Consider the following 24,460-nt stretch of genomic DNA (forward strand, 5'->3'; position numbering starts at 1 on the left):
TAAGTCTAATCGCATTTCCCAAGTACATAACACCCTATTGATTTAACAAGGATTTCCTTTGAACACTTGGCTGTTAAAACTCAGAAAAGCAACCTACAACACAAGTTTCATGTATAACTTGAGAATGATCATTGCCTTCACAGGGACTGCATTTGTACCTTATCTGTTGGGACAGCAGTTAATGACCATTCCACTGACCTTAGGGGTGGTTGCAGCAGGTCTCAGTGATATAGACGATCGCTTCTCTGTACGTATCATGAATTTGATCTATACCTATATCGGATTCTTTATCACCGCTGCCTCAGTGAGCCTGCTCTTTCCATACCCTATTCTGTTTGCCTTAGGTTTGATTGTTTCTTGTATTGGTTGGATTTTATTGGGTTCTTTGGGACGTCGCTATGCCACCATTTCTTATGGCTGTTTGGTGGTCTCTGTGTATTCCATGCTTGGGGTGCATTTATTTGATCAATGGTATATCCAGCCAAGTCTATTGGTGATTGGTGCAATTTGGTATGGGCTTATTTCAACCATCAGTTTTTTACTGTTCCCGGTACGGCAAGTTCAAGACAAATTGTCTCAATGTTTTTCATCATTAGGTAATTTTCTGTTTTCCAAATCTAATTTGTTTGATGTCGATATGACACCGACCAGCTATCAAGACAGTATGATTAGTTTGTCTATGGAAAATGGGCAGCTCATCAGCATTTTTAATGATATGCGTACCGCCTTGTTGACGCGTTTAAAGGGTGACCGAGGACAACGTGATACACGTCGTAGTTTACAGTATTACTTTGTTGCACAAGATATTCATGAACGGGCCGATTCAGCACATATTGATTATCAAAAGCTGGCCAAAATGTTTGAACATAGTGATGTGTTATTTCGTTTTCAACGCATTTTAGCGCTGCAAGGCAAAGCCTGTAAGGATCTAAGCGATAGTATCTTACACCGTACCACTTACCAGCATAATGTCCGTTTTGAGCATGCTTTTAAAAACCTCAGATACTCGCTGGATAAACTCAAAAAAGAAGAAAATTATGACTTAATTTGGATCAATTCATTGTTTGCACTTTATCAAAACTTAAAGTCGATTGATGCCCAATTACAAAATCTCGAAACTGAACGACATATAAAATACGATCAAAGTAAAAATTTCGAAAACCAACTTAAAGATGATGACCTCAAAGGTTGGGATGATATTGTCATTCGAATCAAACAAAATTTAACCCCTGAGTCTGTACTTTTTAGACATGCAATTCGCGTTTCGATTGTTTTGTTTATTGGCTATGTTTTTGTGCAACTCACCAATATTGAATACGGTTACTGGATTCTATTAACCGCACTGTTTGTCAGCCAACCAAACTTTAATGCGACCAAACGACGTTTGAGATTACGGATTATTGGAACCTTAGGCGGCATTATTTTAGGTTATGCAATTTTGTATTTTGTGCCCTCTATTGAAGGACAACTCTTATTACTCGTACTTAGTGGTGTATTGTTTTTTGATTTACGCAGTAAACAATATGCCCAAGCCACTGCCTTTATTACCATCATGGCGCTGATCAATTTTAATTTGGATGGGCTTGGCTATGAGGCAGCGCTACCTCGTATGATTGATACAGTGATTGGCTGTGCCCTCGCCTGGTTCGGTGTCAGCTTTATTTTCCCTGACTGGAAGTTCCGTCGTTTACCCCGCACCATTCAACGTTCACTGGAAGCTCAATGCAATTATTTGGCCAATGTAGTCGCTCAATATCATCAGGGGCGCAATAATAGTTTAGAGTATCGAATTGTTCGCCGTGCTGCACATAATCGGGATGCAGATGTTGCCTCACTGATTTCAACCCTTGCCACTGAACCAGATTTTGACCCAAGTCAAAAAAGCTTAGCTTTTGAGTTCTTATGTCTAAATCATACCTTTCTTAGCTATATCGCAGCACTCGGTGCACATCGTGAGCAAGTGAAAGACCAACAGGTGCTTAATTTATTGGATCAAGCTTTAGATGATATCTCTGGGGCTTTATTACGGGATGAAATGCCTGATTTAACCGCGCACAATATGTTGAAAGCCATTCGTACCCGTTTAAGCCAATCCGAGTCAGAAGACTCTAAATCACTCATTATTCTTCAACAATTGTCATTAATGTTCAGTATTTTAAAGCAACTGAGTAGCTTGAAACAGAATTTAAGCCATGAACGAGATGATCAATCTACTGAATTGGCTTCTTTATAAATCTGCATCAAAATTGCATCGTTATTTGGTACAATAGGTGCACTAAATCTTGAGATTTAGTGCTAAACTCTGACTAGATTTACATACATTACTGACACTATGACTGCCAAGAATATTTACGCTTATACCTTACAACCTGTTCCGTACGAAGTTTCGGAAGCCGAACAACGCGGCGCTCAACTTGCAATTTGGCGTAGTACCAATAAAATTGGGATTAAAGCTTGGGCAATCATGGGTGTAGCAGTCATACTCTCATTACTTGGCATCGCTTTAATTAAAAACTATTCAACCATTATTTTTTGGGTGGTTCTTGCTGCGGTTGCCATCTATCTTTTGGTTCGCAAATTCGGTCTTGAATGGTATGTAAAACGCAAGATGAATGAATTTCCAGTTCAGGAAATCAAAGGTGTAAAATTAGGTGTACAGCCAAGTGGTATTGTGATGCGTCAACAAATGGGTGTACAAGAAGGTGTTGGAACCGTGGCTTGGAAAGACATTTATGAATGGTACAACACCCCTGAATTCTTACTGGTAAACTTTAAAGTGAAAGGCCAACAAGGCGCATATATTCTACCTAAACGTATGGATAGCAAGAATTTTCCCTTTGAAACACTGCGTAAACATTTAAAAGAAGTTGTTGGTGAACCCAAGACACTTTAATTTAAAATTTTAAAAGGCCTCCATTTTTGGAGGTTTTTTTCTACTTCGCTATTTTAATAAAAATGATAATGAGAATAAATATTATCTGCAAAATTCATTATCTCTCCGATTTATTCAGCTATAATTTGCTATCAAAAATATTCTGCCCTTTGCATTGCCATGTTTAAAAAGATTTTTTTTCAAATTCACTGGTTTCTAGGGATTACGGCTGGTTTAATTCTCTCAATTATGGGAGTGACTGGTGCAATCTATTCTTATGAACAACCTATTCAAAGATGGTTAAATCCAGACAGCTACACGGTAAAAGTTGAAAATCAGGCAAAACTCACGCCTGCTGAAATTTATCAACATTTCCAAACCCAAAACCCTGAAATGAAGATCAACAGTATTACTATCGCGAAAGCCGCTGAAGAAGCTTCAAACATTAATATTGTCAAAGAAGGCGCACGTAGAGGTTATACCATGATGGTAAACCCTTACACGGCCGAAGTTCTTCCAGAAGTGAAAGGCAAAGATTTTTTTCAATTTATACAGCAACTGCATCGTAACTTAACTGTGGGTGAAGTCGGTAAACAAATTACTGGCGTCAGTACCTTGATGTTAATTTTCTTTGTACTCAGTGGTCTCTATTTACGTTGGCCGAAAAAGCATTCTTTTAAACAATGGTTTGCCATTAAGCCTAAACTCAAAGGTCGTAATTTTCTTTGGGACCTACATGCTGTAGTCGGAACGTGGGTGGTGATCTTTTATTTACTTTTAGCATGTACAGGGCTGTATTGGTCGTATGACTGGTGGCGTAATGGTATGTTTAAAGTAATGGGGGTTGAACGACCTCAGCCTGAAATGCAAGCAGCACGTGGTGGAGAAGGACAAGGACGTCAAGGGGCTTCTGGCAATCCTCAGCAACAACCACAACAACGTGGCGAAAAGCAAAATCCAACGACTGGTCATCAACAACCAGACCGTGAAAATAAGCATGAGAATAAAGAAGGTTTAAAACCAGAACAAATTCAACATGTACTTACTCAAACATGGAATGGGTTTAATGCTCAAATTAAACGTGACTATTCGACCCTGACTGTTTCGATTCCTAAAAAGCCAGATGGTAAAGTTGAACTCACCTTTGTTGATGCTATTCCACAACATGAGCGTGCACGAAATAAAGCAACCTATAACTATCAAACTGCACAAATTGAAAAATTAGACTTATACGAAAGCAAACCACTCAATGAAAAAATCATGGGAAGTATGCTCCCTGTGCACCGTGGTAGTTTCTTTGGCCCTGTTTTTCAATTCATCGCAATGCTTGCGGCATTGGCAATGCCATTATTTTTTGTTACTGGATGGATGCTGTATTTAAAACGTCGTAAGCAAAAGCGACTCACCCTTGCTGCAAAACAAGCGGGTTCAGCAATTCAAATTGATCCAAACGCAACACCTTGGTTAATTGCTTATGCCTCTCAAACAGGAATGTCTGAGCAATTGGCATGGCGCACCTCAACCAGTCTGCAAGAAGCCCATCAGCCAACAACGGTAAAAGCTGTACAACAACTCTCTGAAGATGACCTCAAGCAAGCCAAACAGATTCTCTTGATTGCAAGTACCTATGGTACAGGTGAAGCACCTGACTTAGCCTCGCACTTTGAGAAAAAGCTCATGGCTACATCATTGGATCTTTCACATTTAAAATATGCGGTTCTAGCATTGGGTTCACAAGACTATCCTGAGACCTATTGTAGCTTTGGGCATCGCATAGATGCATGGTTAAAACAATCTGGTGCGCAACAATTGTTTGCTACGCTTGAAGTCAATAATGGCAATAATGCAGATATCCAACATTGGAATGATGCTTTAGCAAAAGCCACAAAACTCGATCTACAAACAATGTCTATTGATAAAGTTTTTGATCAATGGCGTCTAACAAAACGAGAATTACTCAATCCAAACAGCTTAGGCGCACCCGCATTTAATCTTGAATTACAAGCCAGCTATGATACAGCTTGGCAAGCAGGTGATATTGCTGAAATTCAAACGGGAAATAGTCCAGAACGTATTCAATTGTTCTTGGATAAATATCAAGTTCATGCAGAGACAAAAGTGGATTCACTCGAACAAAGCATTCAAGAAGCGCTTTGGAATCGCGATTTAACCGTTGCTATTGAACCTTTTGCCAATATGGAACACTTACTCGAGCAACTCCCTACGCTACCAACTCGTGAGTATTCGATTGCCAGTATTCCAAGTCAGCAAGTGTTGCGTTTGGTGGTTCGTCAGCAACAAAATCCTCAAGGTGAGCTTGGTCTCGGTTCTGGTTGGTTGACAGAACATGTGCAATTGCGTGATAAAATTGCGTTAAGAATTCGTAATAATGAATCTTTCCATTTAATTACCGATAACCGCCCGATTATCTGCATCGGAAATGGTACCGGGATTGCGGGATTAATGAGTTTGATTCATGCCCGTGTTCGTATGGACTATACTGAAAACTGGTTGATTTTTGGTGAACGCCAACAAGCAAACGATTATTTCTTTAAAGATACAATTCAAGCTTGGCAAAATACAGCAATGCTAAAACGTATTGATTTAGCATTCTCTCGTGATCAAGCTGAAAAAATTTATGTACATCATAAACTGCGTGATCATGCCGAAGAACTGAAAAAATGGGTGGCCAATGATGCGGTAATCTATGTCTGTGGCAGTATCAATGGTATGGCAACTGATGTTGATCTCGCTTTAATTGATATCCTTGGAGAAGACACAGTTGAACAATTACGTTTAGATGGTCGTTATCGTCGTGATGTTTATTAGGGTCTATTGAATAAATTTACCCGCCAAAACCGAGCTCAATTGCTCGGTTTTTTTTGATTCTTATATAATAAATGCACAGATTTCGTTTAGAATTAGGCTAATTTTTAATGATTTGTTTTCACCCATGTATAACAATAAACTCTTCCGCATTGTCTTTTTTTTGCTGGGATTTGTCTTATTCCTCGATGGATTTATTTTAATTTTATATAAAAAAATCCACTTAGGAACAATACTCCCTTTGCTGATTGGCTTAGTCTTTATCACTACAGCGCTATGGAGCCAACACATTCAGCAGTATTTGGCCCAACACTTAAAGTTAAAGAAAATCTGGCGCTTAGGATGGGTTCTATTTACACTTTGGTCAGTCAGCTTAATCGGCTTCTTTGGTTATATCCACTTAAAATCCCAACAAAATACAGCAGAAAATAATCTACAAGCCATTATTGTGTTAGGCAGTGGCATTACCCAAGGAAAAGCCTCACCGACCCTCGCAAAACGTTTAGATCAAGCCGGTGAAATTGCAAAACAACAATCACAAGCTTTGATCATTGTCAGTGGTGGTTTAGATTTCGGTGAAGAAAAACCTGAAGCAGAAATTATGTCGCAATATTTACAAGAGCAGATGCAAATCCAAGCCAGTAGAATCCTACAAGAAAATAAAAGTACCAGTACTGACTTAAATCTAAAAAATAGCCAAGCGATTTTAAAAGCGCATGGTTTAACTTTAGACTCTAAAATTGCGATTGTGACCAGTGATTTTCACACCTTACGTGCCGCAGCAATCGCCAGAAAGCAAGGCTATCATAACTTCATTACTGTAGGTGCTGAAACTCCACTCACGACACGCTATAACGCATGGTTAAGAGAGTATTTTGCCTATATCAGTGGTTGGGTGCTCGGTGAATATTAAGACGCAGAACGCCATATCATTGTTTGTACAGCGTTACTGATGTAAGCGAATTTTACGTGGTAACGGTAAGCGTTTATTGTTTTGAAATAACTCAGGTTGAGTCGTATACATCTGATATAAATAATTTTTGATGTCGAGTAAAAATTTATTTGTCGAAACTAAAATATTTCGCCCTTCAGGGGTTAAATTTATAGAAATTGCCGTATTATTTTGTTTGATAAAAGGAATCATCTGTTCAATAAAAACAATGAGTTCAACTTCTTGTACTTCGTAACGGCTCCAGTTATCTTTAATCAGAAGTTGTGCCAAATTTTTACTTTGCCAAACAGCTAAAGACTGTTGCCCTGTCGGTGATGCGCACAAAGCCCAGCCATCATCATAAAGAACAAAAACCTTGGTTTGTGAAACAATCATTTCGACAAAATGTTTGTATTGGTCTAGGGTTTGGACTGAGTTTTTTTGAGTTGAAGACGCAGCTTTACGTTGATATGGATTTCGCATAGAAAATTTATTTTTAAAATACTTATGCTTATATATTATACAGAAGTTCTAAACAAATAACTAGATTGGAAAATATGGTGGGCGCTGACGGGATCGAACCGCCGACATTCTGCTTGTAAGGCAGACGCTCTACCAACTGAGCTAAGCGCCCTGAGTGTGGATAACGAAGAGTTGTTTACTCTGTTTGAACCTATAAGAAAATCGATGATTTAATCTTAAGTTCTATCCTAAAGATGGGGAGTAAGCGATATGAAGTCTATAATGTTTGATCTTTAAAAATCAAAAAACTTCAAATTCTTACTATTCCAAATATCTTGATCTCAGGAAATAAGATAAATGGCGCAGCGGACGGGACTCGAACCCGCGACCCTCGGCGTGACAGGCCGATATTCTAACCAACTGAACTACCGCTGCGTTGTATATGGTGGGCGCTGACGGGATCGAACCGCCGACATTCTGCTTGTAAGGCAGACGCTCTACCAACTGAGCTAAGCGCCCTGAGTGAGGATCATCACAATATTACTTTATCAGAACATAAAAGAAAACAATATTCCCTTTCAAATTCTTATACATCCAAATATCTTGATCTCAGGAAATAAGATAAATGGCGCAGCGGACGGGACTCGAACCCGCGACCCTCGGCGTGACAGGCCGATATTCTAACCAACTGAACTACCGCTGCATTGTATATGGTGGGCGCTGACGGGATCGAACCGCCGACATTCTGCTTGTAAGGCAGACGCTCTACCAACTGAGCTAAGCGCCCTAAACTAGAATAAATAAAAAACTATTTAGACTCTAATTCAGTATTACATGTCACTGCAAAATCATTCTAAAGTGGCGCAGCGGACGGGACTCGAACCCGCGACCCTCGGCGTGACAGGCCGATATTCTAACCAACTGAACTACCGCTGCACTTTAACAAATGAATTGCTATACATACGATGATTGAATTTAAGTGGCGCAGCGGACGGGACTCGAACCCGCGACCCTCGGCGTGACAGGCCGATATTCTAACCAACTGAACTACCGCTGCACTAAAAATTCAACGTTAAAGCTTGGTGGGCGCTGACGGGATCGAACCGCCGACATTCTGCTTGTAAGGCAGACGCTCTACCAACTGAGCTAAGCGCCCTAACGACTTCATCGTTTGTGAGGTGCATTATAGAGAATCTTTACTGAGTGTCAAACGCTTTTCTCGATGTTTTACCTATTTTAGGGTTGAGTGATTAAAAAATAGATCATTTTAGTTTAAATTGGTGTTTTTTGTTTATTATTTATCTATTTATAAAATATTTAAACCCATATTTTAATTAAATTGAGTAGATCATTTAATCAATATTTTAGCCCTATTATCTATTTGCTCTAAACTTAATAAAATATTCAGTGCTTAGGGTCTGTTGACATTTCATAAATGGCTTGCGTTGTAGGTTAAAATTGAGCAGGCAAGGCAGGAAACGAAGAGAATAGCGAGACTATTTTCGAGTTTCATAACGAAGGCTGAGATAATTTTAGCCACAACCCTTCGGGACTTGTGTGTTTTTTGTCGCTACGTCGTTACGAACTACTCATTTAGAATGACTAAATTTCGTATTTCGCGCCTAGTATCGCCTAAAAAACACACGTAGTCGCAAACGTAGACGAATTGTCAACAGCCCCTAATGATCAAAAACATCGAATGAAGGCTATTCGGATTTATCCATTTCATTCAGATTTTTTACAATAGGTTTTGGTTCAGGGCGCAACCAAAGCCAGATAGCCACAATCAACATGGTCACATCGGTAAAAATCTTCACAGCCAGTGGCGCATTGGTGAATAACATGATCACCCCACTGATCAACATCATAATACTGGCGATCCACTTTGCTTTACGTGGCACAGTCCCATTTTCACGCCAAGCACGAAGCGTTGCACCATATTTTGGATGATTGAGTAACCAAGCATCAACCTGTGGCCAACCTTTTGATGCCGCCCAAGCGGCCAAGATGAGGAAAACTGTCGTTGGCATTCCCGGTAATATTGCCCCAATAAACCCGAGTACAATAAAAACAATCACCAATGTTCGCCAAAACAAAACTTTCATAGATTAACTCAATCTGCCCATTCGACTATTATACCGCCCAAATGATTTTGCCAGTATATTTTAAATCAATTGAAATCATTGTATTTTAAAATCACGGTGTTCATCATTTCCAATACAGTCAAATTGAGCTTGCATGTTTATTCACTTATTTGCTTGAATCTCAACACGCTAAAGACCTTTTCTTTAAAAATAAACTGAGTGAGTCTTCAGTTTAGGACAGCATACAATGACAGACTACTTTGAGCCTTGGTTAAAGTACAAACACCCTATTGTTCGTCAATTGGCTTTTTGCATTGCCAGTCCCAATATTATTCAGCATCTGCCTGATGAATTAGAAATTAAAAATCGTTTTGAAGTACACGACACGGCGTTTTGGCAACAACAATATATAGATTTTCAAACACGCTTAGATCAACTCGATCATGACCCCACCCCACTCATTGAATTTGTACAACAGCTTAAAAGCACACGTTTAGGTTTACGTTTTGAATATTTATTTTGGTTCTGGTTACAAGATGAAGCCAATCAACACTATCAACTAATTCAGCATAGTATCCAAATCATTGAAGCAAAGAATACATTAGGCGAAATTGATTTCCTTGTTCGTAATCAGGCCACAAAACAGATCGAGCATTGGGAAGTTGCTTTAAAGTACTATTTAGGCGAATCAAACTTACACTTAAAGCATTGGTATGGTCTAAATCGTAGCGACACCCTTTTACGAAAACTGAATCATTTCTCAGAAAAACAATTTCAATTTACCGAGGCTTTAGATCTTAAAATTGAAAAGAAACTGGCTGTGATGAAAGGACAGCTTTATCTGCCTGACAATAAAGACGATGTTGCACCGCCCTCATGGATCAACACGCAACGTCGATTGGGTCAATGGGGACATCACATTGCAAAAGATTTTTACCGTCTACAACGGCATGAATGGATTTGCCCAGATCTAAAACAAAGTTCAGCTGCTGCCCAATTTTGGTGTAATGGTTTATATCATAATAAAAATAGCCTGCAATTTTATATGTACCGCCAAGCTCCTCTGGCGCTTTTCTTTGACATAAATGCTTAATTATTCACGTTTCTTATACATGGATTAACCAATCCACTCATAAAAACATAACGATATATTAACCTGATACTCGTATACTAAAATTCTAATTAACGCGTGAAACACGGAGATAGTAATGAAAAAAATTTTAGCAGTTTCAATGTTATTCGCTTTTGTTTTAGCTGGTTGCAACACATTTAAAGGTGTTGGTAAGGATGTATCTAAAGCGGGGGATGCTGTTACGAATTCTGCAGAAAAAGTTGAAAATAAATTGTAAGTATCAACTTCATTCTACAACATAAGCCTTATCTCAATAGATAAGGCTTTTTTAATGCCAATTTAAATAGTTTTATCCTTTCTCAAGCTTTAAGGTTTTCATTCGGTTTTATCTTCCTCTATTATATTGTTCAATTTACTTACTTGATCAATGTCCATGAATCATTCGGATACCTTAGAACTGAGTTTACAACTTCTTCGCCAGCCTTCTGTGACACCTATAGACCATACCTGCCAAACTATCATGGCAGATCGTTTGTCTGCTATTGGCTTTAATATTGAAAATATGCGTTTTGAAGATGTTGATAATCTTTGGGCAAGACGCGGAACGGCATCTCCAGTTTTCTGTTTTGCAGGTCATACCGATGTTGTGCCTACAGGTCATCTTGATGCATGGGAGTCTGATCCATTCCTTCCTGAAATTCGTGATGGCAAACTCTATGGTCGTGGTAGTGCTGATATGAAAACAGCGTTGGCTGCAATGGTGGTTGCATCTGAACGTTTTGTAAAGAATCATCCCAACCATAAAGGTTCTATTGCTTTTTTAATCACCTCTGATGAAGAAGGTCCTTCTATCAATGGTACGGTTAAAGTTGTCGAAACCTTAGAAGCACGTAATGAAAAAATGACATGGTGTCTTGTCGGTGAGCCTTCAAGTACGGATACGCTGGGCGATATCGTAAAAAATGGCCGTCGTGGTTCATTAAATGCAGTGTTAACAGTAAAAGGGAAACAAGGCCATGTTGCCTACCCACATTTAGCCATCAACCCCATTCATACCGCGTCAAAAGCCTTAGCTGAACTCTGTGATACGGTATGGGACAATGGCAATGAATACTTCCCTGCGACTTCATTCCAAGTTTCCAATATTCAAGCAGGTACAGGCGCAACCAATGTTGTACCAGGCACGATGACCGTTACCTTTAACTTCCGTTACTCAACTGAAGTGACAGCAGATCAACTCAAATTACGTGTTCTTGAGATTTTAGATCGTCATCATGTTGATTATGATATTGAGTGGACGTTATCAGGTTTGCCCTTCTTAACCCCAGTCGGTGAATTGGTTAATGCTGCACGAACTGCAATTAAAAATGTGACAGGAACAGAGACAGAGCTTTCAACCAGTGGTGGAACTTCTGATGGTCGTTTTATTGCACCGACAGGCGCTCAAGTGCTTGAATTAGGTGTTTTAAACGCGACGATTCATCAAATTAATGAGCATGTGAATATTGCTGAATTAGAGCCTTTGGCTGAAATTTACGAACAAATCTTAGTCGAATTACTCGCTTAAGTTGAGCGATTCTCACTGAGTAACTGAGTAAAAAAGGACGCAAATGCGTCCTTTTTTACAGATAAGCTTTGAAAGCATTACAGATCAAGTCTTCTTTATCCCAATCTGTAACTGGATTTGATCCAAATCCGGCACATGATAAGTCTTATCGCCAATTTTCACATATTGTAAAATCGTTTTATCTTTGATGCTATCCTCTGCATCGACCACCTCTGAAATCCGTAGCCGTATCGAACTTGGCATTTCATTGCACATCAAGGCAAAACGCTCATCTGCATCTTCCCCTTCAATGATCAGTGCGACACCCAAGGTCTTTTTAGGATCACTGACACTAAATGTCGGCAACTTCTTTTCATGCCATTCCACGACATTGACATAGGTTGGACTATTCTGAGCAGAAAGCACCACATTTTGGGGTAATAACATTGGTGCTTTATCATAACAATCAATAATATATGCATCAATAAACCCAGTAGACACCGTAATTAAATGCTGTAATTCCCGTGTGCTAATTTTATCAATTGCAGATTTTTCAATATTCTTTGTCATGAGCGTTCCTATTTAACCGTCAACAAAGCTTCAATATTTTCCAATAAATCAGCTTCTTGGAATGGTTTACCCATATAATTTGTCACACCTAAGCTAAATGCCCGTTCACGATGTTTTTCACCTGTTCGTGACGTAATCATGATGATTGGCAAATCGCGGTGAATTTCGTGATGGCGAACCAAGTTGGTGACTTCAAAACCATCCATTCGTGGCATTTCAATATCCAGTAACATCAAGTCTGGTTTGACATTTTCAAGTTGCTCAATCGCATCCACACCATCTTTCGCAGTAATCACATCGAAACCTTGGCGTTCAAGCAAACGTGAAGTGACCTTACGAACGGTAACTGAGTCATCCACAATCATAATCAAACGGCGTTGATCACGATGACGTTGTTTATCATGTTGAAGATGTTCAGCACTACCACGGGTAGATGCTTGAACTTGTCGTGCAATATTTTGCCCATCCAGAATCAAACACACCTGACCATCACCCAGAATAGTTGCACCCGCAATTGCATTGATGGTAGCAAACTGCTTACCAATCGGTTTAACCACAATTTGTGAACGTGAACCAATTAACTGATCAACCAGAATGGCAATCGATTGCCCCAAACTTCCCTTGATCAACAACACTGGTAATGAATGTGCAAGCCCATGTAACCGTGGAGTGACTTGATTCGAGGTAAACTCACCCAAATAACGTAGCTTATAGCTTTGGAAATCGATATCAAAATAGTCATTTTGAGTTTCAAAATATTCTTCCAAAGCAGCTGGTGAAATTCGAACAATACGATCAATTTGCGATAATGGGACTGCAAATTGCTGATCACCGACTTTCACCATCAAGGCATCGCTGACCGCAACTGTTGTAGGTACGGTAATCGTAAAGGTTGAACCATGCCCCAACTCAGAACTGACACTCACTTGTCCACCAAGTGATTTAATTTCACTTTGCACAACATCCAAGCCAACACCACGACCAGAGATTTGTGTCACTTGCTGTGCTGTACTAAAACCAGGATGGAAAATAAACTGTAGGATTTCCTCAGGCTCTAGCTGTTGATCCGTTTTGATTAAGCCTTTTTCGATTGCTTTATCACGAATAACTTTTGGATCAATTCCTTTACCATCATCTTTAAACGAGACAAGTACATCCGTACCTTGACGACTAATATTCAAATCAATTCGACCAGTCAACGCTTTGCCCGATTTCTGACGCTGTTCCGCATCTTCAATCCCGTGGTCAATCGCATTCCGCAACATATGCTCTAACGGTGAAACTAATTTTTCCAGAATATTACGATCCAACTCCCCTTCAGTATTATTGACTAAAAGTTCAGTGGGTTTATTCACGGTTGAAGAAGTCTGGCGAACCAAGCGCTGTAATCGAGGCAACAGTCTTGAGAATGGTACCAGACGAGTACGCATCAAGCTTTCCTGAATTTCAGCTTGAATACGAGATTGCTGAAGTAATAAACCTTCAGTATCACGAATCTTTTCAGCCAACGTGGTTTTAAAATCAACCAAGTCAGATGCAGATTCAGCCAACGATTTTGATAACTGGTTTAGAGATGAATATTGGTCCATTTCTAAAGGGTCAAAATCAGCATAACGAGCGCTTAAATCGCCATGTTTTGCAATGATTTGGCTTTCTAACTCGCCTTCCATACGGCGTAGCTGATCCGCCAAACGTTGAATAGCCAACTCCATATCAGTCAAGGTATTCCCTAACTGCCCTAAATCCATCTCAATACGTGAACGGTTGATCGCGTTTTCACCAGAAAGGTCGATCATTTTTTCAACCAAATCGGCAGAGATACGAATCATCTCATTGTTAGATTCAGTTTTTTGTGAAAGATCCCATTCACCCAACATTGACGGTGGCTCTGTACCATCCCCCTGAACAAACTCACTGATCGATTGCTCAAAGATTAAGTTTGTTCGAGATAGTTTTTCTGGAAGCTGTGCGGATACATCAACATATTCAATACTATGTAAGCTCGATTTTAAGCCTTCAAAATTATCATAGTGATGTTTAAAGATTGCAGCATCTAGCCAATGAAAGGTTTTTTCCAATAAACCATCATAAACATTCGAGTTAAAATTATGTAAACCAAATTGCTCAAATGCATTTTCTAATTCATATGCAATATCAGCCACTTCTTCCAATTTCACCATTTTTGCACCGCCTTTTAAGCTGTGTGCAATACGTTGTAATTGGAGTAGGAAACTACGGTTGCTACGCTGATCAAACCATTGAGATAAAATGCTCAAACCATCATCAATCAGCTCTCGTGCTTCTTCAATAAAGGTTTCTCGAGCAACAACTTCAACAGGATCTAAACCTGCATCTTGATTTGCATCTATAAATAATTGAGCATCATCAATTGCAGGTTGTTGATCTTGATCCAACGGTTCAGTTTCAAGCAGTTTTGGAGTTTGATCAATCGCTAAAACGATATCATCTGCAACATATTCAAGTTCATGCAAATCTACTGCATCATGACTAAATTGTGGCTCAACCGCAGTTGATGCTTGAACAGCTTCAATCGGACCTTGCTGATCAATATTGTGTAAAACACTGAGAATATGAGTAGCTGGATAATCAATTGATTTTTCACGGATCAATTGAATACGATCTGCCACATCATCTTGAATTAAACGAATCGCTTGAATAATGTGTGGTTCTGCTTTGAGTTGACCTTTAATCACGCGTTCATAAATGGTTTCCAACTCGTGCGCAATCAAACCAATATGGGTGGCTTGCACCATATTTGCACCACCTTTTAAGGTATGCAAATAACGCATCAAATTGTTTAATGCGGTTGTGTCATCAGGATGGCTTGACCACGTATTTAAGTCATGGTCCATTCCAACCAACAATTCGTCGGCTTCTTCAATAAAAATATCGAGAACATCAGCATCAAATTCACGTTGACTATGTTCTGAGTCAATATTCTGTTTATCCAGATTAATTTGCGTCAGTACATAGTTCCCTACTGATTCAACAGGGTTCGCTGCCATTGAGACTGTATCTGGCTGTTGTTCAGTGTCTAGCGCAGTTCTTGTTTCAACAATTTGACCAGCAACACCAGTGTCTATTTCTTGGTGTAAATAGTCATGTAACTCAGCCAAAATCGCTTGTGTTGATTCATTTAGGCTGACTCTTTGTCCTGATGCCAAAGTATCGAATAAATGAATAAATTCCTGATGGGCCTTAGAAAACATTTCAAAAGCATAATCAGTATTTAATAAATCTGGCTTGCGAATAACTTGTTCATAACCATCTTTTAAAGCAAGACTAAAATCATGGATGCCTTGTGCAGCACGATTATTGGTATGATCTATCAACATCTGCGCTTGTTGAGCCAGTTGTTGGAAATATGCTGGATATTCAACTTGGGCGCGTTTATCAAACTCAAACTCGGCATCAAGTAATAGATCGATCTCAAGATCAACCAATTGTGTGACTAAACCCGTTTGCGAATGTTGATATTGGTGTTGGAAATCATAGCGTTCCCAAGCATCATTAAATTTTTGATAAATGGTTTGTAGCTCAACAGCTTGATTACCTTTCAGCTTTAAAACATAGAGATAATCACTGACAAATTCAGCATAGTAAGTCAGTAGCGCATTTTCATTTTTTGAGGACTCGGTATCTTCTTGAACCAATACTTTAAATAAATGCTCGACCTTACCACTTGCTTCAAAGACCTCATTGACGTGCGCCATTGAAGAACTGCCACGCAAAGTATGCAAGGCACGAATCAAGCGATTATATTGATCAGGCGTATGTTCTTCTAAGTGCAAAAAGTCTTTAATTGCCGCCAGATGCTCCTCTGACTCTTCAACAAAGATTTCCAAGGTTTCAGAGGTTAAACTATCATCTGCAACAGTCGATTCAACTGCCACTTCTTCTTCAGTCGTATCTGTAGAGCCATCTGCAACGAGATCAACCACATGCGGAGTGGTCACAGAGGTTACTTCTGCTGTTGCAGTATCTTCACCAATCTCCAAACCAGTAATGACATTTTCATTATCCAGTGTATTTGATAATGCCAATAACTCGTCTAAAGCAGGTTCTAAGCTTTGTTTCTGTTGTAGCTGCTGCCCCAAATACACCAAAGGTGCTAAATCTAAATGATGCGGTTTTCGATTTAAAAACTCTGAGTAGAGTTTGAACTTATAAATATTAAATACTGCACTTACATAGTGTTGAATCTCGGAAGTAAGTTCCAGATTTTTCGTAATAATACGATTTAATGTATCTTCAACAGTCCAAGCAAGTTCACCAGAACGTTTAGCCCCCACCATACGCCCAGACCCCTTAAGCGTATGAAAATAACGGCGAATATTGACCAATTCGGTATCTTTAAACTCTTCGAGTTGCCATCGATCAAGAGAGGTTTGTAGCTGTTCAAAAATTTCTTCAAGTTCTTCTACAAAAATTTCTAAAATTTCCTCATCCTGACCAAGATACGCATCTTCAGGTAAAGTAACGTGTTCCACTAAATGTTTTAATATTTCTTTCATAGCTCAGGCTTCTATGTTAGTTCCCGTCTTTGGGACTAAAACCTTTCAAAATACAGTCAAGCTGAATGGCTTTAGAAGGCGTTCCATTCTGTGCAATAGCCACTTGTTACAGTCGATATTGCACATATATAAAGTATCAATCGTTTTAGTCAGGCAGTTTAAAGTCTGAAACTGATTGACGTAATGAATCCGCCATACTTGCCAATTCAGAAACCGAACGGGCTGTATCAAATGTTGCACCAGTGGTTTGTGAAGTAATTTCTTGTACGACATTCATCGTATTTGCAATATGACCTGCTGAAGCAGACTGCAATTTCGCCGACTCAGAAATACTTTCAATCAAACCAGCCAAGTTACTTGATACTGTTTGAATCTCACCCAAGGCAACACCCGCATCTTTTGCAAGATTCGCACCACGCACAACTTCCGAGGTGGTTTGTTCCATTGAAATTACGGCTTCGTTGGTATCGGTCTGAATGGTTTTGACCAGTGTTTCAATCTGTTTGGTTGCAGATGCTGAACGTTCAGCAAGACGCTGTACCTCGTCCGCAACCACGGCGAAACCACGACCCGCTTCACCTGCCATAGATGCCTGAATTGCTGCGTTTAATGCCAAGATGTTGGTTTGGTCGGCAATATCATTAATCAGCGATACGATGTTACCAATCTCTTGAGAAGACTCACCCAAACGTTTAATACGCTTAGATGTTTCTTGAATCTGCTCACGAATTGTATCCATACCTTCGATTGAACGGTTTACTACATCTGCACCATTTGATGCAATTTGTACGGAACGCTGTGCTACCTCTGCTGATTCAGCAGCATTTGCAGATACGTGGTCAATCGACTGTGCAATTTCATTAATCGCTGTTGATGCCCCTGCAATCTCTTGCGCCTGATGCTCAGAAGCTTCAGCCAACTGGTTGGTAATCTGTTGGGTATTCTGCGTATATTGTGCAACTTCTTGAGAAGTGTCATTAATTCGAGATACTAGGTCACGTAATTGGTCAATCGCAAAGTTAATCGAATCGGCAATTGCACCAGTGAAGTCTTCCGATACCGTTGCATACGAACTTAAATCACCATCTGCCAAATCGGCAATTTCATCAAGTAAACGTAAAATCGCATTCTGGTTACGGTCATACTCGTCTTGTAAACGTGTTACACGAACTTTATCTGACTCACTACGTAAACCAAGAAGTTTAAATACAGCAAATAAGAATGCGCCGAGAGCAAGAAGTAAAATCAATGCAGGTAAAATCGTACCCACACCAGTATTTACCGAAAGTCGATCCAAACCTTTTAATAAATTATCCGATTGTGCAAAGATGTCTGACGATGCCTGACGTACTTTAAAAATCTGATCAGAGTTCTTTAGTACAGAAGTTGATGCCAATTGCACAATTTCATTGTAATCCGCTTTAATACTTTCTAAAGACTCACGTAGTTCAGGTTTATCAATACGTGTTACACCTAAATCGGCACTCCCATTGAGTTGCGCATTTAAATATGTACCAAATGTTTCAGTATCCGCATTAAAGTCGTCTGCTGAAGCACGGGTATTATCCGAACCACTTAATACTGAACCAATAGAACGTAAAATACGTTCTGCAAGGAATACTTGGTTTTTCGCGATAACAACCTGAGTACTTGACATGTTGTCACGTGCCATTTGGTCAACCATTGCATTATATTCCGCCTGCATGCCCGGGATCACATCCGCAACAGCAATGTTGGTGTCATATAATTGGTTAATGATTTTTTGGTGTGTCGCAATCATGTCGATATCAGCAGAAACTTGTTTCCAAGTTTTTTCAACGCCTTCCACTTGTTTTGAAGACGCATGAATATCTTTGACGACATCTAAGTTTTCTTTAAATTTCTTTTGCGATGCAACTAAAGCATCAATTGAGTCTTTCGAACCCGATGCGGTGGCTTCAGTTGCTTGACGTGATAAGGTCTGTGATAAAAGTTTTAATTCACCCAAGCTACGAGTTAAGTCGTTATTTCGAGGAACTGTATAGAATAGAACCAAAAGCAAAATAATCGCAACGATGATGCTGGCAATTGCCATTTGAATAAATGGCTTTGATTTGTCGCTTTCCCCAAACAACTTAGCAAATTCATCAATTTTTGATTTGGTTTTGGTTAATACGCCTGAACTACTTTTTTGAGCAGTATCCCCTGTATTTTTCTTCTTTAGTTTAAAGCCCATTCAGCTTCTCCCGATTCGCTTAACTCTCATTAGGCGTCAAAGCTAGTTTATAAATTTTTCTGATGCATTCATGTATTGAGGATCATTTAACAAACGACTAAACAAGAATATATTCCAAGCCTGATTATGCTGCTGAAAATATCCCTGACAATAGGTTTGAAGGTTTTCTTCTAATTGATTGTTTTTAGAAAAAAAGCCTTTTTTATTAAAATGTTGAATCCCCAAAACCTGATCTACGATCAGACCAACATAGTGGTCATTATGACTAATACATAAGACTTTTTGAGTAGGTAGAAATTGGCTTCTTTGCCCCGTTAAATAAAAAGCCAAATCAGAAACTGACAATAACCGTCCGCGAATATTCGCTAATCCTCTCACCCATCCCTGAACATTGGGAACGGGTGTGTATTTTGGCGGATAAATAACTTCTGAAACCTCACCCAAAGGCGCAACAAAATATTGCCCCATCATTTCAAATGCAATGCCTGACCATCGGTTTACTTCATTTTCATTGTCAGCGTAATTTTTATTTCCTCGCTTAGACAATCGAAGTAATTCGATAAATCCATTTGCTGCCATACATTATCCTGCTTGTAGATGTTGCTTAATCGTACTGATCAGCTGATTCTCATCAATCGGTTTGGTTAAGTAGTCACAAGCCCCTTGACGTTTTCCCCAAACGCGGTCGGTTTCTTGATCTTTAGTACTTACAATTACAATTGGAATATGCTTGGTGGCTGCACCACGTGCGATCTGACGAGTCGCTTGGAAACCATTTACACCAGGCATAACAACATCCATTAACACAAGATCCGGCAATTCAGCTTGCGCCAGTGTAATACCATCTGCACCATTGGTTGCTTCAATCACTTCAAATCCATGCTTAGCTAGAATTTCTTTAAATCTAAACATTTCTGTTGGTGAATCATCAACTATTAAAATTTTTGTCATTATTTCCCCCAAATTAACCGTTCATTTAAGCAGTCACATGATTGCGAATAGCATTTAATAGTTCATCTTTACTAAATGGTTTTGTTAAATATTCATCTGAACCGACAACACGACCTTTTGCTTGATCAAATAAGCCATCTTTACTGGATAACATGATGACTGGAATATTTTGATAATTTTGGGAGTTTTTAATCAAAGCACAGGTTTGATAGCCATCCAGACGAGGCATCATGATATCAACAAAAACAATATCTGGATTTGCTTCAGCAATTTTAGATAAGGCTTCAAAACCGTCTACAGCAGTGACAACTTCACAACCTTCTCTTTGTAATAATGTTTCAGCAGTACGACGAATGGTTTTAGAATCATCGATCACCATGACTTTTAGATTTTGAAATTTATCGTCCATTTAATGCCCCTTTCCGTAAGCTTGGAATGAATTGTGCTGTACAGATTTATTTTTACAATTAATCATGTTTTTTTAACATATATTAACTCACTTTATCAATGAACATTTCTTGTCGGAAATCTCACTTCAAACAGTAAAACACAGTAAAGCTCACATAAAAAAAAATATTCTGCTTTTTTTTAGAAGTTAATTGTTTATTAAAATTTTGTAACCACATAAAATGATCAAAGATAGTTTCAAAATCATATAACTTACATTGATTTTTTGGGGATGGTAGACTTTAAATGGATAGAATAATCTATTACCAAAATATAGCGTCAAAAACAAAAAAAATATGCAATACCGCCCTTTCAGTCAGCTTACTCATCTGTACTTTATCGGTCTATGCTGATACGCCTCAAGCTAAAGCGGTATGGTATCGATATTATGATAAAAATGGGGTGGCTAATATCAGCACCTCGGTCACACCAGCACACATAAAAAATGGTTATGAAGCGCTTGATCGCAACATGCAAGTGATCAAACGTAATCATGCTTATAATGTCGAAAAAGATTTACAGCAATCGACATCACGCGCATCTGAAATGCGTAAATTAGAACAAGATGCGCGCTTAAAGCGTGCCTATGGCAACTCATCTGTCGCTGTTAACAAAAGAAATGAACTTCTAAGCAATATAAAACAACAAATAACACTACAAAACCAAACACTTAAACAACTTCAAAGTGATCGTATTATACTTAAAAGGCAAGAAATGGAATACTACCGCAAAGGTAACTCTGTTCCTGTTACACTCAAAGATCGGATCAAATACAATTCTGAAAACATAGATAAAACAAAGAATTATATTGGAAGCCTACAAGACAACTACCGCAAGACACAAACCTACTATGATGATATTATTAACCGCCTTAAAAAACTTGAATAATCACCTTTTAATTCGGAATTCCTTGGCTCTATTATTGATAAAAACTTAACAAAACAATATAAATGATTTAAACAACCTTTCACGATATCGGCTAATTTCAAGTTAAAACCGAGCTCTGATCGTATCGCCAGTATAAAAATATAAAGTTTTCAATTTAAACAATCATTAAAAATGTTCAGCTTATTTTTTTATCGTATTTTTTTATCGTATAATCATTCCTTTAAATCTAAAAATTTTAGGACAGTTTCCATGCGCGCGAGTCGCTTTTTATTTGCAACGTTAAGAGAAACCCCAAACGATGCTGAAGTCATTTCACATCAGCTCATGTTACGTGCTGGGATGATCCGTAAATTGGCTTCAGGTTTATACACTTGGTTGCCGATGGGTGTACGTGTGCTCAATAAAGTTGAAGCGATTGTTCGTGAGGAAATGAATCGTGCAGGTTCTTTGGAAACATTAATGCCCGTGACGCAGCCAGCTTCACTATGGGAAGAATCTGGTCGTTATGTACAATACGGCCCAGAACTGTTGCGTTTTAAAGACCGCCATAGCAATGACTTTGTTCTTGGTCCGACACATGAAGAAGTCATTACGGATTTGGCTCGCAATGAATTAAAAAGTTATAAACAACTTCCAATGAATTTTTATCAAATTCAAACTAAGTTCCGTGATGAAATTCGTCCACGTTTCGGTGTGATGCGTTCACGTGAATTTATTATGAAAGATGCTTATTCTTTTCATGTCGATCAAGCGTCATTACAAGAAACTTATGATGTTATGTACGACACCTATTGCCGAATTTTCAGCCGCTTAGGTTTAAATTTCCGCCCTGTTCAAGCAGATACAGGATCGATTGGTGGTTCAGGTTCACATGAGTTTCACGTACTTGCATCAAGTGGTGAAGACGATATCGCTTTCTCAACCGAATCTGACTATGCGGCCAATGTTGAAATGGCTGAAGCAGTATTGACTGGTGAGCGTGCAGCACCTAGCCAAGATCTAAAAATTGTAGACACACCAAATCAAAAAACCATTGCTGATGTTTCTGCATTTTTAAATACAGATCCAGCGCAATCGGTAAAAGCCTTACTTGTACAAGGTATTGCTGATGAAAAGGGTCATATTCCTGTAATCGCGTTATTCCTGCGTGGCGACCATGAGCTCAATGAAATTAAAGCTGAAAAGCATCCACTGATTGCAGCACCTTTAACATTTGCAACAGATGTTCAACTCAATGCTCTTGGTTTAACTGCAGGATTCTGCGGACCACAAGGACTGGTTGAGAAAGGCTTAACTGTGATTGTTGACCGTGCAGCCTCTGTGCTTTCAGATTTTGTTGCGGGTGCCAATGAAGTCGATAAACATGCCACTGGTATCAACTGGGACCGTGATGCAACATTTACAGAAGTTTTTGACTTACGTAATGTGGTTGAAGGTGACCCATCTCCAGATGGTCAAGGCACGATTTTAATTAAACGTGGTATTGAAGTCGGTCATATTTTCCAATTGGGTACCAAATACTCAGAAGCACTCGGCTGTAAAGTTTTGGGTGATGACGGCAAACCATTAGTGGTGACAATGGGCTGTTATGGAATTGGCGTAACCCGTGTAGTTGCTTCCGCGATCGAACAAAACTTTGATGAGAAAGGTATTATTTGGCCATCTGCAATTGCCCCTTTCGAAGTTGCAATTGTACCAATGAATGCACAAAAATCTCCACGTACGCTTGAAGCAGCTGAAGCACTTTATGCTGAATTACAAGCCGCAGGTTATGATGTATTACTGGATGATCGTAATGAGCGTCCTGGTGTTAAATTCTCTGACTTGGAATTAACAGGTATTCCTCACCGTATTGTCATTGGTGAAAAAGGCTTAGATGCAGATACTTTTGAATACAAAGGGCGTAGAGATGCCGAATCTGTAAATTTAAGCAAAGATGAGTTATTGGCTAAATTAGTGAAGTAATTTTTCAATCGCATTAAAAAAGCCCTGAAATAAACTAAACCCTATAAGTCACACAACTTATAGGGTTTTTTATGCTTTGATATTTTATAGACCAACATTACAGACCATTAATTTTGACTTTTAAATCTGTAACTGATGTTCCGATTGCCCCAAAGTTCCCCATCGAGCCATTTTGCAGACCATTAAAAGTCCCTGCCGCACTTGCCCCACTCGTTCCCATAATCATCTGATTGATACCCAGATCAAACTTACTCGATTCACCCGTATTACCAAAGACAAAACCTGTTGGTTCAACGCCAGCATAGAAACCGTTTAATGAAAAACCATTGACCTTATCTGTTCCAGTTAATTGGAAGTTAAAATTTGCACCAATATCGCTATCATCAGATAAAAGTGCAATAGCACAGCCTGATCCCGTACCACAAATCGATTGAATTGCGCCACCAAAAGCAATCATACGCCCTTGAGGTGCATTACCTAACTGTAAATTAATGGTGGGTTTGGCAGCAGCAAAGTTGATATCAAAACCATCATTCAGTTTTAAAAATTTAATGACATCGGATTTTTCACTGGTACCTGTAAAAATAGATTGATATCCAGCAGGCCCTGAAGATGAACTCGCTCCAGCCAAGTAAAGCGCAAATGGTGAAACTTTAATCCCGGTAATATTACTTGCAAAGCTCATTCCGATATTGGCAAAAGGTTTACCACTTGCTCCACCTGTAGCGCCCCCATCGGTATCCATGACTATGTTCATCGTTGGGGTATTTGAAGCGCCTAGAAAAGTGATATCAACAGTTTGGTCAGCAACCGTACCAGCACTTTTACCCGCAAGAACCAGCGATGCTTTATTTGCATCATTCACAGTTGAGCCTAACCCGTCACGATCAATAATTGAAATTTGATTGAGTTGAACTTTACTCAAATTTATACCAACATTTATCCCATCTTGCCCCGTTGTTTGGGAAAGACTTTGATCATCCATAGGTTCCATTGCCAGCGCAATTGGACTTAGTATCAATAATGATATACATCCTAGGTTTCTATTTTTTTTCATTATCCTAATCCTTAGGAAAATTTATATACTGCCTACCAC

General features: G+C 39.1%; 18 protein-coding genes and 8 tRNA genes. 9 read left to right on the forward strand and 17 right to left on the reverse strand.

The genetic code is table 11. The features are described from left to right. Nucleotides 1-58 precede the first annotated feature (58 nt). From yccS to AC07U8_RS17320, 4 genes are all read left to right on the forward strand, one after another. Nucleotides 59-2,233, forward strand: coding sequence for a YccS family putative transporter (gene yccS / locus AC07U8_RS17305; RefSeq protein ID WP_270385937.1), 2,175 nt, complete (start codon nt 59-61; stop codon nt 2,231-2,233). Between the two features lie 99 nt (nt 2,234-2,332). Next, entirely contained in the window at nt 2,333-2,893 is a 561-nt protein-coding gene (locus AC07U8_RS17310) for an SdpI family protein (RefSeq protein WP_004817689.1), read from the forward strand. A gap of 159 nt (nt 2,894-3,052) precedes the next feature. Beyond that, nucleotides 3,053-5,701, forward strand: a complete 2,649-nt coding sequence (locus tag AC07U8_RS17315) for a PepSY domain-containing protein (protein WP_270385941.1) — start codon at nt 3,053-3,055, stop codon at nt 5,699-5,701. Between the two features lie 124 nt (nt 5,702-5,825). Then, a complete protein-coding gene (locus AC07U8_RS17320; RefSeq protein ID WP_004817691.1) occupies nt 5,826-6,611 on the forward strand; it encodes a YdcF family protein in 786 nt (261 codons plus the stop codon). Between the two features lie 33 nt (nt 6,612-6,644). Here AC07U8_RS17320 and AC07U8_RS17325 read toward each other — a convergent pair whose 3' ends face one another. From AC07U8_RS17325 to AC07U8_RS17370, 10 genes are all read right to left on the reverse strand, one after another. Then, complete coding sequence (locus tag AC07U8_RS17325) at nt 6,645-7,112, reverse strand: DUF2750 domain-containing protein (RefSeq protein ID WP_004817692.1); 468 nt, start codon at nt 7,110-7,112, stop codon at nt 6,645-6,647. Between the two features lie 75 nt (nt 7,113-7,187). Beyond that, nucleotides 7,188-7,263: transfer RNA gene (locus AC07U8_RS17330), tRNA-Val, on the reverse strand. A gap of 186 nt (nt 7,264-7,449) precedes the next feature. After that, nucleotides 7,450-7,526, reverse strand: a tRNA-Asp gene (locus AC07U8_RS17335). An 8-nt stretch (nt 7,527-7,534) separates the two neighbouring features. Further along, nucleotides 7,535-7,610 (reverse strand) — tRNA-Val (locus tag AC07U8_RS17340). 107 nt (nt 7,611-7,717) lie between these two features. Continuing rightward, nucleotides 7,718-7,794, reverse strand: a tRNA-Asp gene (locus tag AC07U8_RS17345). A gap of 8 nt (nt 7,795-7,802) precedes the next feature. Further along, nucleotides 7,803-7,878 (reverse strand) — tRNA-Val (locus AC07U8_RS17350). 72 nt (nt 7,879-7,950) lie between these two features. Beyond that, nucleotides 7,951-8,027: transfer RNA gene (locus tag AC07U8_RS17355), tRNA-Asp, on the reverse strand. A gap of 44 nt (nt 8,028-8,071) precedes the next feature. After that, nucleotides 8,072-8,148 (reverse strand) — tRNA-Asp (locus AC07U8_RS17360). A gap of 23 nt (nt 8,149-8,171) precedes the next feature. Then, nucleotides 8,172-8,247 (reverse strand) — tRNA-Val (locus AC07U8_RS17365). Nucleotides 8,248-8,797: 550 nt separating this feature from the next. Next, the gene (locus AC07U8_RS17370) at nt 8,798-9,196 is read right to left on the reverse strand and encodes a YbaN family protein (protein WP_004723787.1); all 399 of its coding nucleotides are present in this window, start codon (nt 9,194-9,196) and stop codon (nt 8,798-8,800) included. Between the two features lie 226 nt (nt 9,197-9,422). Here AC07U8_RS17370 and AC07U8_RS17375 point away from each other — a divergent pair, with 226 nt between their 5' ends. The 3 genes from AC07U8_RS17375 to dapE all read left to right on the forward strand — a co-directional run bounded on the left by AC07U8_RS17375 (nt 9,423) and on the right by dapE (nt 11,814). Beyond that, entirely contained in the window at nt 9,423-10,268 is an 846-nt protein-coding gene (locus AC07U8_RS17375) for a DUF1853 family protein (protein WP_270386775.1), read from the forward strand. Between the two features lie 115 nt (nt 10,269-10,383). After that, nucleotides 10,384-10,524, forward strand: a complete 141-nt coding sequence (locus AC07U8_RS17380) for an entericidin A/B family lipoprotein (RefSeq protein ID WP_004723791.1) — start codon at nt 10,384-10,386, stop codon at nt 10,522-10,524. A gap of 156 nt (nt 10,525-10,680) precedes the next feature. Next, a complete protein-coding gene (gene dapE, locus AC07U8_RS17385) occupies nt 10,681-11,814 on the forward strand; it encodes a succinyl-diaminopimelate desuccinylase (protein ID WP_004723792.1) in 1,134 nt (377 codons plus the stop codon). 84 nt (nt 11,815-11,898) lie between these two features. Here dapE and AC07U8_RS17390 read toward each other — a convergent pair whose 3' ends face one another. The 6 genes from AC07U8_RS17390 to pilG form a co-directional block, all read right to left on the reverse strand. Then, a complete protein-coding gene (locus tag AC07U8_RS17390; protein ID WP_004723795.1) occupies nt 11,899-12,363 on the reverse strand; it encodes a hypothetical protein in 465 nt (154 codons plus the stop codon). Nucleotides 12,364-12,371: 8 nt separating this feature from the next. Further along, nucleotides 12,372-16,898 (reverse strand): hybrid sensor histidine kinase/response regulator, encoded by a 4,527-nt coding sequence (locus tag AC07U8_RS17395; RefSeq protein ID WP_004817694.1) that lies wholly within the window; start codon nt 16,896-16,898, stop codon nt 12,372-12,374. 145 nt (nt 16,899-17,043) lie between these two features. Then, nucleotides 17,044-19,113: a methyl-accepting chemotaxis protein gene (locus tag AC07U8_RS17400; RefSeq protein ID WP_004817697.1), complete on the reverse strand. Its 2,070-nt coding sequence runs from the start codon at nt 19,111-19,113 to the stop codon at nt 17,044-17,046. A gap of 42 nt (nt 19,114-19,155) precedes the next feature. Then, complete coding sequence (locus AC07U8_RS17405; RefSeq protein ID WP_004723799.1) at nt 19,156-19,692, reverse strand: chemotaxis protein CheW; 537 nt, start codon at nt 19,690-19,692, stop codon at nt 19,156-19,158. Between the two features lie 3 nt (nt 19,693-19,695). Then, nucleotides 19,696-20,064: a response regulator gene (locus AC07U8_RS17410; protein ID WP_004723801.1), complete on the reverse strand. Its 369-nt coding sequence runs from the start codon at nt 20,062-20,064 to the stop codon at nt 19,696-19,698. A 25-nt stretch (nt 20,065-20,089) separates the two neighbouring features. Next, complete coding sequence (gene pilG, locus AC07U8_RS17415) at nt 20,090-20,473, reverse strand: twitching motility response regulator PilG (protein WP_004723803.1); 384 nt, start codon at nt 20,471-20,473, stop codon at nt 20,090-20,092. A gap of 284 nt (nt 20,474-20,757) precedes the next feature. Here pilG and AC07U8_RS17420 point away from each other — a divergent pair, with 284 nt between their 5' ends. Further along, nucleotides 20,758-21,399 carry a hypothetical protein gene (locus tag AC07U8_RS17420; protein WP_004723804.1) on the forward strand — a complete coding sequence of 214 codons (642 nt, stop codon included), beginning with the start codon at nt 20,758-20,760 and terminating at the stop codon, nt 21,397-21,399. A 249-nt stretch (nt 21,400-21,648) separates the two neighbouring features. Next, nucleotides 21,649-23,364 carry a proline--tRNA ligase gene (locus AC07U8_RS17425; RefSeq protein ID WP_004817703.1) on the forward strand — a complete coding sequence of 572 codons (1,716 nt, stop codon included), beginning with the start codon at nt 21,649-21,651 and terminating at the stop codon, nt 23,362-23,364. Between the two features lie 97 nt (nt 23,365-23,461). Here the strand turns inward: AC07U8_RS17425 and AC07U8_RS17430 are convergent, their stop codons facing one another. Continuing rightward, a complete protein-coding gene (locus AC07U8_RS17430) occupies nt 23,462-24,421 on the reverse strand; it encodes a DUF6160 family protein (RefSeq protein ID WP_004723806.1) in 960 nt (319 codons plus the stop codon). Between the last annotated feature and the right edge of the window lie 39 nt (nt 24,422-24,460).

The organism is Acinetobacter sp. GW821-FHT01E09 (assembly GCF_059422385.1).

Coding starts and splice junctions, on each gene's coding strand:
- AC07U8_RS17310 (WP_004817689.1), top strand. CDS start 2,333: ATGACTGCCAAGAATATTTACGCTTATACCTTACAACCTGTTCCGTAC.
- AC07U8_RS17315 (WP_270385941.1), top strand. CDS start 3,053: ATGTTTAAAAAGATTTTTTTTCAAATTCACTGGTTTCTAGGGATTACG.
- AC07U8_RS17320 (WP_004817691.1), top strand. CDS start 5,826: ATGTATAACAATAAACTCTTCCGCATTGTCTTTTTTTTGCTGGGATTT.
- AC07U8_RS17325 (WP_004817692.1), bottom strand. CDS start 7,112: ATGCGAAATCCATATCAACGTAAAGCTGCGTCTTCAACTCAAAAAAAC.
- AC07U8_RS17370 (WP_004723787.1), bottom strand. CDS start 9,196: ATGAAAGTTTTGTTTTGGCGAACATTGGTGATTGTTTTTATTGTACTC.
- AC07U8_RS17375 (WP_270386775.1), top strand. CDS start 9,423: ATGACAGACTACTTTGAGCCTTGGTTAAAGTACAAACACCCTATTGTT.
- AC07U8_RS17380 (WP_004723791.1), top strand. CDS start 10,384: ATGAAAAAAATTTTAGCAGTTTCAATGTTATTCGCTTTTGTTTTAGCT.
- dapE (WP_004723792.1), top strand. CDS start 10,681: ATGAATCATTCGGATACCTTAGAACTGAGTTTACAACTTCTTCGCCAG.
- AC07U8_RS17390 (WP_004723795.1), bottom strand. CDS start 12,363: ATGACAAAGAATATTGAAAAATCTGCAATTGATAAAATTAGCACACGG.
- AC07U8_RS17395 (WP_004817694.1), bottom strand. CDS start 16,898: ATGAAAGAAATATTAAAACATTTAGTGGAACACGTTACTTTACCTGAA.
- AC07U8_RS17400 (WP_004817697.1), bottom strand. CDS start 19,113: ATGGGCTTTAAACTAAAGAAGAAAAATACAGGGGATACTGCTCAAAAA.
- AC07U8_RS17405 (WP_004723799.1), bottom strand. CDS start 19,692: ATGGCAGCAAATGGATTTATCGAATTACTTCGATTGTCTAAGCGAGGA.
- AC07U8_RS17410 (WP_004723801.1), bottom strand. CDS start 20,064: ATGACAAAAATTTTAATAGTTGATGATTCACCAACAGAAATGTTTAGA.
- pilG (WP_004723803.1), bottom strand. CDS start 20,473: ATGGACGATAAATTTCAAAATCTAAAAGTCATGGTGATCGATGATTCT.
- AC07U8_RS17420 (WP_004723804.1), top strand. CDS start 20,758: ATGGATAGAATAATCTATTACCAAAATATAGCGTCAAAAACAAAAAAA.
- AC07U8_RS17425 (WP_004817703.1), top strand. CDS start 21,649: ATGCGCGCGAGTCGCTTTTTATTTGCAACGTTAAGAGAAACCCCAAAC.
- AC07U8_RS17430 (WP_004723806.1), bottom strand. CDS start 24,421: ATGAAAAAAAATAGAAACCTAGGATGTATATCATTATTGATACTAAGT.